Origin of the sequence: Allobosea sp. TAB14 (assembly GCF_052113865.1) — a bacterium.
GTDB lineage: Bacteria > Pseudomonadota > Alphaproteobacteria > Rhizobiales > Beijerinckiaceae > Allobosea > Allobosea spartocytisi.
In genome coordinates, this window is record NZ_JBFRDQ010000021.1 from 40,744 (window position 1) to 47,367 (window position 6,624).

The 6,624-nt window shown below is 67.7% G+C and carries 6 protein-coding genes; 1 reads left to right on the forward strand and 5 read right to left on the reverse strand.

The genetic code is table 11. From position 1 onward, the window contains the following. Window positions 1-120: 120 nt before the first annotated feature. Window positions 121-1,776: an FAD-binding dehydrogenase gene (locus AB4Y99_RS05195; protein ID WP_441522608.1), complete on the forward strand. Its 1,656-nt coding sequence runs from the start codon at window positions 121-123 to the stop codon at window positions 1,774-1,776. A 166-nt stretch (window positions 1,777-1,942) separates the two neighbouring features. On the opposite strand, the gene glpX is transcribed toward AB4Y99_RS05195, so the two are convergent. The 5 genes from glpX to AB4Y99_RS05220 all read right to left on the reverse strand — a co-directional run. Then, complete coding sequence (gene glpX / locus AB4Y99_RS05200; RefSeq protein ID WP_038368195.1) at window positions 1,943-2,941, reverse strand: class II fructose-bisphosphatase; 999 nt, start codon at window positions 2,939-2,941, stop codon at window positions 1,943-1,945. Window positions 2,942-2,988: 47 nt separating this feature from the next. Further along, window positions 2,989-4,335 (reverse strand): homoserine dehydrogenase, encoded by a 1,347-nt coding sequence (locus tag AB4Y99_RS05205; protein WP_441522609.1) that lies wholly within the window; start codon window positions 4,333-4,335, stop codon window positions 2,989-2,991. Window positions 4,336-4,413: 78 nt separating this feature from the next. Then, window positions 4,414-5,223 carry a class I SAM-dependent methyltransferase gene (locus AB4Y99_RS05210; RefSeq protein ID WP_441522610.1) on the reverse strand — a complete coding sequence of 270 codons (810 nt, stop codon included), beginning with the start codon at window positions 5,221-5,223 and terminating at the stop codon, window positions 4,414-4,416. A gap of 139 nt (window positions 5,224-5,362) precedes the next feature. Next, entirely contained in the window at window positions 5,363-5,797 is a 435-nt protein-coding gene (locus AB4Y99_RS05215) for a hypothetical protein (protein ID WP_038368203.1), read from the reverse strand. Between the two features lie 220 nt (window positions 5,798-6,017). Next, on the reverse strand, window positions 6,018-6,624 hold a 607-nt coding region (locus tag AB4Y99_RS05220), incomplete at its 5' end, for an aminotransferase class I/II-fold pyridoxal phosphate-dependent enzyme (RefSeq protein ID WP_441522611.1).

Consider the following 6,624-nt stretch of genomic DNA (forward strand, 5'->3'; position numbering starts at 1 on the left):
CTCCCGGCGTCGCGCAAGCGGAGCACAAGGTCAACCAGCGTCGAACTTGGCCGGCCGGTAACCGGGCGCCATACTGTGCACAAGCGCCAGCCAAGGCGCAGGATCGGACAGGAAACGCGCATGGAAACAGAAACCGACGTCGTCATCGTCGGCGCCGGCCTGTCCGGCCTCGTCGCCGCCTGCGAGATCGCGGATGCGGGCCGGAAGGTCATGCTGCTCGACCAGGAGCCGGAAGCCTCGCTCGGCGGACAGGCCTTCTGGTCCTTCGGCGGGCTGTTCTTCATCGACAGCCCGGAGCAGCGGCGGCTGCGCATCCGCGATTCGCGCGAATTGGCGGCGGATGACTGGTTCGGCTCGGCCGGCTTCGACCGGCAGGAGGATGAATGGCCGCAGCGCTGGGCAAAAGCCTATCTCGATTTCGCAGCGGGCGAGAAGCGGAGCTGGCTGCATGCGATGGGCATGCGCTGGTTCCCGGTCGTCGGCTGGGCCGAGCGCGGCGGCTATCTCGCCACCGGCCACGGCAATTCGGTGCCGCGCTTTCATGTCACCTGGGGCACCGGACCCGGCGTGCTGGAACCCTTCCTGCGCCGCGCCAAGGAGGCCGAAGCCAAGGGGCTGCTCTCGTTCCGGTTCCGCCACCGCGTCACCGGCATTACGCGGAGCGGCGGTGCGGTCGACGGCGTCGCGGGCGAAGTCCTCGAGCCGAGTGCCGTCGGCCGTGGCGAGAAGAGCGGCCGCACCGTCGCCGGGCATTTTTCACTGAAGGCGCAGGCGGTGATCGTCACCTCCGGCGGCATCGGCGGCAATCACGAGCTCGTCCGGGCCAACTGGCCGGCGCGTCTCGGCCAGCCCCCTGCCCGGCTGCTCTCCGGCGTGCCCGATCATGTCGACGGCGCGATGCTTGCTGTCGTGGAAGCCGCCGGCGGCCGGCTGATCAATAGCGACCGGATGTGGCACTATGTCGAGGGCATCGCCAACTGGGCGCCGATCTGGCCGCGGCACGCCATCCGCATCCTGCCCGGTCCCTCCTCGCTCTGGTTCGATGCGCGCGGCAACCGGCTGCCTGTACCGCTCTTTCCCGGCTTCGACACGCTGGGCACGCTCGAGCACATCATGAAGACCGGCTATAGCCATTCCTGGTTCGTGCTCAGCCGCAGCATCATCGCCAAGGAATTCGCGCTGTCGGGCTCGGAGCAGAACCCGGACCTCACCGGCAAGAGCTGGCGGCAGGTGCTGAAGCGCGCGGGCGGCGGCGTGCCGGGGCCGGTGCAGGCCTTCATGGACAAGGGCGAGGACTTCATCGTCGAGAGCGACTTCTCGCGCCTCGTCGCGCGCATGAATGCGCTCGCCGGCGAGGCGCTGATCGACGAGGCGCATCTGCGCGGGCAGATCGAAGCCCGCGACCGGGCGCTCGCCAACCCCTTCGGCAAGGACATGCAAGTGACCGCGCTGCGCGGGGCGCGGGCCTATCTCGGCGACCGATTGATCCGCACGGCAAAGCCGCACCGCATCCTCGACCCCGCCCATGGCCCGCTGATCGCGGTCAGGCTCAACATCCTGACGCGGAAGTCGCTGGGCGGGCTGATGACGGATCTGTCGTCACGCGTGCTCGACGCCGTGGGCGAGCCGGTGCCGGGGCTCTATGCGGCGGGAGAAGCKGCCGGCTTCGGCGGCGGCGGCCTGCATGGCTACCGTGCGCTGGAAGGCACCTTCCTCGGCGGCTGCATCTTCTCGGGGCGGGTGGCCGGGCGCGCCGCGGCGGAAGCTGTGGGATAAGACCGGCGGCGTAGCGCCGTCATGCTCGGGCTTGACCCGAGCATCTTATGACGATGGAGGCTCCAGCGCCTCTCTCGGCCTGAGATTCTCGGGGCAAGCCCGAGAATGACGCCCTATTGCAATGTCCGGCGCAGGCCAAAGGCCGGCGCCGGAAACACGGCTCCGCTCAATCGAGCTGGAACTTCGAGAATTCGCGATGCTCGCCGAAGATGCGGCGGACCGTGCCCGTGATCGAGCGATAGACCAGCGTCTCGGTCTCGATGAAGTCCTTGCCGAACTTCACGCCCGAGAGCAGCCCGCCATCGGTGACGCCGGTGGCGCAGACGATGACGTCGCCCGAAGCCATCTCCGACATGTCGTACTTCTTGTTCGGGTCCTTGACGCCCATGCCCGCCGCGCGCACGCGCTTCTCCTCGGTGTCGAGGATCAGCCGGCCCTGCATCTGGCCGCCGACGCAACGCAGCGCAGCCGCCGCCAGCACGCCCTCGGGGGCGCCGCCGATGCCGAGATAGAGGTCGATGCCGGTCTTCTCCGGCTGGGTGCAGAAGATCACGCCGGCCACGTCGCCATCGGTGATCAGGCGGATCGAGCAGCCGGTCTTGCGGACCTCCTCGATCAGCTTGGCATGGCGCGGGCGGTCCATGATCAGCGTCGAGATCTCATGCGGCTTCACGCCCTTGGCCTTGGCCAGCGCGTTGATGTTGTCGGCCGGCGAGGCGTCGAGGTCGATCACGCCTTTGGCATAGCCCGGGCCGCAGGCGATCTTGTCCATGTAGACGTCGGGTGCGTAGAGCAGGCTGCCGGCGCCGGCCATGGCCATCACGGCGATCGAGCCCGGCATGTCCTTGGCGCAAAGCGTCGTGCCCTCGAGCGGGTCGACCGCGATGTGCACCTTCGGCCCCTGCTTGTTGCCGACCTTCTCGCCGATGAAAAGCATCGGCGCCTCGTCGCGCTCGCCCTCGCCGATGACGATCTCGCCATCGATGGGCAGGCGGTTCAGTTCGCGGCGCATGGCGTCGACGGCGGCCTGGTCGGCGGCCTTCTCGTTGCCATGGCCGCGCAGGCGCGCGGCGGAAACGGCAGCGCGCTCGGTGACGCGCACCAGCTCCATCGAGAGATAGCGCTCGATGATCTGATCCGGGGAGATACGGAGATCGACGGACATGAAATGGTTTCCCCTTGCAATATGGCGGGCGGAATCGACCCGAAGGCCTATTCCCGCTCTATGCGGATGACTTGCGGCGGTTCCGCGACATGGCCGTCGGCCGTGACCTTTTCCAGCGCCGCCCGGATCGCGGATTCACTCGTGGCGTAGGTGATGAGCACGACCGGCACCGGCGCGCCCGAGCGGCCGCCCGGATCGCGGTTCACGGCTTCCGGCGAGCGGCGCTGGACGATGCTTTCCAGCGAGATGTCGGCTTCGGCCATGCGGGTTGCGATCGCAGCCGCGGCACCGGGACGGTCCGCCACGGCGAGGCGCACGTAATAGCCGCCTTCGTGACGCTGCATCGGCGCGCGCGTCGGCTCCTCCAGCCGCCCGACCGGCAGGCCGAAGGGCAGGCCCGCAGTGCCGCGCGCGACATCGGCGATGTCGGCCACCACGGCCGAGGCCGTCGGATCGCCGCCGGCGCCGGGGCCGACCAGCGTGATCTCGCGGACCGCGTCGGCATCGATGCTGACGGCGTTGAGCACGCCCATCACCTGCGCGATGGCGGAGGCTTTCGGCACCATGGTCGGGTGCACGCGCTGCTCGATGCCGGTCTTGGTGCGCTCGGCGACGCCGAGCAGCTTGATGCGGTAGCCGAGCTCGTCGGCCATGCGCAGATCGAGCGGCGTGATCGCGGAAATGCCTTCGACATGAATCGCTTCGGCGTCGATCTTCGTGCCGAAGGAGAGGCTGGTCAGGATGGCGAGCTTATGGGCGGTGTCGAAGCCCTCGACGTCGAAGGTCGGGTCCGCTTCGGCATAGCCGAGGCGCTGGGCGTCCGCCAGGCAGGCTTCGAAGGTCAGCCCCTCCTGCTCCATCCGCGAGAGGATGTAGTTGCAGGTGCCGTTGAGGATGCCGGAGATGCGGCTGACATTGTTGCCGGCCAGCGCTTCGCGGAGCGTCTTCACCACCGGGATGCCGCCGGCCGAGGAAGCTTCGAAGGCGAGCGCCACACCGTTGCTCTCGGCGAGTTCCGCGAGGGCGACGCCATGGGCCGCAAGCAGCGCCTTGTTGGCGGTGACGACATGCTTGCCGGCCGAGAGCGCGGCCTCCACCRTCGCCTTGGCCGGGCCGTCGGAACCACCCATCAATTCGACCACGCAATCGACATCGGCGGATTTCGCCAGCGCCACCGGATCGTCGAACCAGGTGAAACCGCCGAGATCGATCCCACGATCGCGCTTGCGGTCGCGCGCCGAGACGGCGACGACGCGGATCGCCCGGCCGCAGCGCGCGGCAAGCGCGTTCTCCTGCCGTTGCAGGATCTTCAGCACCGAGGCGCCGACCGTGCCAAGACCGGCGAGGCCGATGCGCAGAGGCTGGGAGGCGTTCGGGAGGACAGCGCTGGTCATGGGCGCGGGGTCGCATGAGGCGCGATGCGTGTCAACGGAGAGCGACACTCCCAGCTCTGCGAAATCGCTCCGGCACGACTAGCGCTCGGCCGAAACGACGAAGGCAGAAATGCCTCCTTCGATCGGGCCGGAGCCGAAGCGACGCTCCAGCGCCTTCGCCACGACCTCGGTCGCGGCCGCCAGCCCCGGCGCGCCGCGCGCCTCGATCTCGCCGCGGATCGGCGTGCCCTGGCAGAAGCCGGTCGCGACATCCAACGCGGAATTGGCGCGGGAACGCTTCTCAACACGCTCGATCGCAGGCCTCCCGAAGCCGCCGGCCATGACATCGAGCTCGATCATTCCGAGATCATGATAGCCATGCGGCGTGCGCTCGATGAAACGGGGAGGATCGGCCGGAAAAACCTCGGCCAGCGCGTCCAGCAGCACCGCCGTGAAATCATTGCGGGCGACCGCATCCCAGACATTGAAGAGATAGCGCCCACCCGGCCGCAGGACACGCCGGGCCTCGCTATAACCCTTCGGCTTGTCGGGGAAAAACATCGCGCCGAACTGGCAGGCGACAACATCGAAGCTCTCATCCGCGAAGGGCAGATCGAGCGCGTCCGCCTGCTTGCAAACGATCCTGGCGTCCCCCGCAAACCGTGCGGCGGCGATGTCGAGCATCGCCTGGTTGAGATCCGTCGCGACGATGCTCGCCCCATCGAGGCGCCCCGCCATCGCATGCGTCAGAGCGCCGGTCCCCGCCGCGAGCTCGAGAACATGGGCGGGCCGAGCGGCCATGACGMGAGCCGCCAGATCCTCGGCATAGGGTTGAAAGATCAGGGGTACGAGCAGCCGGTCGTAGATCTGCGGAATGGGACCGGTGAAAACCTTGTCCGTCTCTTCCATGGCAGCACCTGTCGCAGCAGCCCTCGCGCAGGATAGCCCAGCGACTGACGTAACGGAACCGCCTTGTTCGGAGCCACGAATTGCGGGACTCAGCGCTGATCCGACCGACAAGCCGCTTCAGCGGCTCCCGCAACGCCTCTCAGCCGAAATGGCAGATCACCTCGGCGGCGACGCGCTTCACCTTGCCGTCGTCGAAGGAGAGATAGACCCGCAGCAGATTGCTGACGAAGGCCGTTGCCTTGATCGTGCGCAGCGCTTCCAGCGTCTGGCCTTCCGAGACCGTGCTGTTCTCGACGTCGGGCGTCCAGAACCACGGCTTCGGCGGATCGATCGTCGCATCGGCGAGAATGCGCTCGGCCTCCGCCCTCTCCGTGCCGATCGGGATCCGCCGCGAAACCACATCGGTCACGTCGCGCGCGCATTCGCGGGCATTGCCGGATGACGCCAGGACGTCCCGGACCAGATCGGAGCTGGTGTCGGTGATGCGGCCCTTGGAGTAATCATAGGTCGCCACCAGGCAGACCGCCGCGAAAGCGGCGAAGCCGATGCCGATAAGGCGGCCTTTTCGTTGCATGGAAGCGAGCCCCGGACGCGATACGGAATCTCCCTTCCGCACCGTCCCGGTTCCCATGTTTTGGCGGCGGGGTCCAGAGGCAGCGCAAAACCGCCACCGTCATTCTCAGGCGAAGCGAAGCGCAGACCCGAGAATCTCATGCAGGATGAGGCGCCTCTCCTTCAGGAGATGCTCGGGCCAGGCCCGAGCATGACAGCCCTGACGGTCGAAACGCCGCGCCCTACCCCGCCTTCGGCATCTGGATGACGTTGTGCAATGTCGCGTCGGCGCCCTTCAGGAAGCGGCCGATATTGCGGGCGGCCTGGCGGATGCGTTGCTCGTTCTCGACGATGGCGATGCGGACATAATCGTCGCCATGCTCGCCGAAGCCGATGCCGGGCGCCACCGCGACCTCGGCCTTCTCGATCAGGAGCTTGGAGAACTCCAGCGAGCCGAGATGGCGGAATTTCTCGGGGATCGGCACCCAGGCGAACATCGAGGCTTCCGGCGCGGGGAAGTCCCAGCCGGCCTTGCCGAAGCTCTCGACCAGCGCATCGCGGCGCTTGCGGTAGATGTCGCGCATCTCGCGGATGCAGTCGTCCGGCCCGTTGAGCGCGGCGGCGGCGGCRACCTGGATCGGCGTATARGCGCCGTAGTCGAGATAGGAYTTSACCCGCGCCAGMGCCGCSAGCAGSCGCTCRTTGCCGACSGCRAAGCCCATGCGCCAGCCGGYCATGGAGAAGGTCTTCGACATCGAGGTGAACTCGACCGCGACATCGATCGCGCCCGGCACCTGCAGCATCGAGGGCGGCGGGTTGTTCTCGTCGAAATAGACCTCGGCATAGGCA

Coding starts and splice junctions, on each gene's coding strand:
- glpX (WP_038368195.1), bottom strand. CDS start 2,941: ATGTCCGTCGATCTCCGTATCTCCCCGGATCAGATCATCGAGCGCTAT.
- AB4Y99_RS05215 (WP_038368203.1), bottom strand. CDS start 5,797: ATGCAACGAAAAGGCCGCCTTATCGGCATCGGCTTCGCCGCTTTCGCG.